General features: G+C 40.1%; 2 protein-coding genes. Both read right to left on the reverse strand.

What is annotated here, in order from left to right:
• Nucleotides 1-1056 (reverse strand): phosphoglucosamine mutase (gene glmM, locus ACJ28U_RS00005; protein ID WP_407617985.1); only part of this gene is annotated, 1056 nt, incomplete at its 3' end.
• A gap of 191 nt (nucleotides 1057-1247) precedes the next feature.
• Nucleotides 1248-2309 (reverse strand): acyltransferase, encoded by a 1062-nt coding sequence (locus ACJ28U_RS00010; RefSeq protein ID WP_407617984.1) that lies wholly within the window; start codon nucleotides 2307-2309, stop codon nucleotides 1248-1250.
• Nucleotides 2310-2526 lie beyond the last annotated feature (217 nt).

Below are 2526 nucleotides of genomic sequence, written 5' to 3' on the forward strand. Positions count from 1 at the left end.
AACATGCAGCAATTGCAAAGCTGTCAACATACCATCACCAGTTGTTGACCAGTCCAAGAACACCACGTGACCTGATTGCTCACCGCCCAAGTTATACCCAGACTTCAACATCTCTTCGACCACATAGCGATCACCAACAGCTGTCTTAACTGATGACATGTTGTTTTCAGCCATGGCCTTATACATACCGATGTTTGACATGACCGTTGTGACAATCGTGTCTTGCTTCAAACGACCGTGTTCTGACAAGTACTTACCGGTAATGAACATGACCTTATCACCATCGACAACGTCACCGTTTTCATCAACAGCAATCAAGCGATCACCGTCACCATCAAATGCCAACCCAACTTGGGCACCATTTTCAACCGTAAACTTCGCAATCGCTTCAGGGTGTGTTGACCCAACACCCTTGTTGATGTTCAAACCATTGGGCGACGATGCAGCAATACTAAAATCCGTCCCTGAATCTAAAAATAATTTTGAAACTAGATCTGACGTTGCACCGTTGGCTGCATCAATGGCAATGTTCATGCCTGATAGATCATCAGGAATGGTTGTCTGCAAGTACTCTAGGTACTTGGCAGCCCCTTCAGGGAAGTCTGACACTGTTCCCAAACCTTCAGCGGCTGGACGCGGCAATGTATCTTCCGGTGCATCAAGCAACGCTTCAATTTCAGCTTCCAACTCATCTGATAGCTTGAAGCCATCCGCACCAAAGAACTTAATCCCGTTATCTTCAGCTGGATTGTGTGATGCCGTGATTTGTGCACCAGCATCTGCTTGTTGGGCACGCACTAAGTAGGCAACCCCCGGCGTTGAAATGACGTTCAAACGCAAAATTTCAATACCAACTGATAGCAAGCCAGCAATCAAAGCATGCTCCAACATTTGTCCTGACATACGTGTGTCACGACCAACTAACACGCGTGGTCGGCGTCCTTCAGCGTGGCGCGTCAAAACTGCACCACCCATGCGACCGAGACGGAAAGCCAATTCTGGCGTTAATTCCTTATTGGCAATCCCGCGCACACCATCTGTTCCAAAATAACGCAATTCAACCATAACCCTACCATATTTCCAATTTTGTTAATCATCCTACATTACAATATACGTCATGTACATGACAGTTTCAACGTAAATTGCAAAAAGATAAACGCTTTATAAGTTTAAAATCACCGATTAATAATCAAATACACCCCATGAATTGCTTTTTCTCCAATTCATGGGGTGTATTTCGACATTTTTTAAGTTATATCTCTATCATTTATACTTGTTGATCGGAATTGTTTTTTAATGTACCACACAATCTCACCACAAATTCGAAACATGAACTGTCGTACGATGTCTATCAGCATTCCAAACCCAAAAATAGAAACTATCGTTAGTATAAATCCAAACAAAAGATTAGTACCGTGCCATTCAGTTGGATTTATAATCTTGTGCCACATAATATTTCTGAATACTCTACTGTCATGAAACAAGTACACACCAAACGTTGTAGATGCTACTAAATTAATAATAGACGCATTTCCAAACTTCCATTTTTCAAAAGCCAAGAACATTAAAAAAGCTACACAAAAAGCGCTAATATTAAAACCAGTCACAAAAAACAATCTGTATTGAAACGCAGTATGACTAAATCGAGACGCCGCTATTAGCATCCCCGTTATCAAAGTAGTTGTCATCAGTACCGTTACCATACCACTTAATAAGCGTAAATTTGATAATTTAATGTTGCCTGCACGAACGTACGCACCCAATACGTAAGCAATCGCTAGGCCGATAAGGTTGTTTTTCATATCAGGTGTTACGATTGGTAAACCCGTAAACCCTATTGCTACTACCAAACCGTAAAAAAGTAATCGTTTATCATTATGGTGAACCATTTTATTAAGAATCGGACTCAATAACAATATCAGTGCGAAATCTGTAGGAAACCAATAATTTTCAAGTAATAAAGGAAATACAATCTTCAACACACCTACTACTCCGGGCCGTATTCCTTCCGTCACAAATGCTAGCAAGGCCATAACTATAGAGAAAAATATAGTCTGCCTGCTTAAATCCATAATTCTTTTCCATTTAAATGGCTTGTTTATCATGAAGTACCCTGTAATCATCACAAACAAAATCACTCCGGTCTTACCGCCAAGCCGTAGCATCGATAATCCTAAAATTTTCGTAGAAAATATATTTGTTGGTCCGAAGTCGTTATATGTAGCAAAATGACAACAAATAATCATAACCATCGCTACTATTCGTAACAACTCTAAATTACTTTGCCGTTCATGTTTTCTATCAACCATTTTTGCACCTAATCCTATCAACCTTTTTTATAACTTATAACAAATTAATTCGAAAAAGTGTCTATAAAGCAAAGATGAGGCTGGGACAAAACTCAGCTGAACATTTTGAATAAAAGCAGGCGCAAACCCATGTATATCAAGGGTTTGCGCCTGCTTTTTGGTATAATAGTGGTAATAAAGGCAAAGAAAAAGACGTTGAGCGGCAACTCAACGTCCA

It is taken from the genome of Weissella sp. MSCH1, from assembly GCF_045799135.1.
Taxonomy (GTDB): domain Bacteria; phylum Bacillota; class Bacilli; order Lactobacillales; family Lactobacillaceae; genus Weissella.

What these genes read in the sequence shown, in the direction of transcription:
- ACJ28U_RS00010 (WP_407617984.1), bottom strand. Translation starts at nt 2,309, where the DNA reads ATGGTTGATAGAAAACATGAACGGCAAAGTAATTTAGAGTTGTTACGA.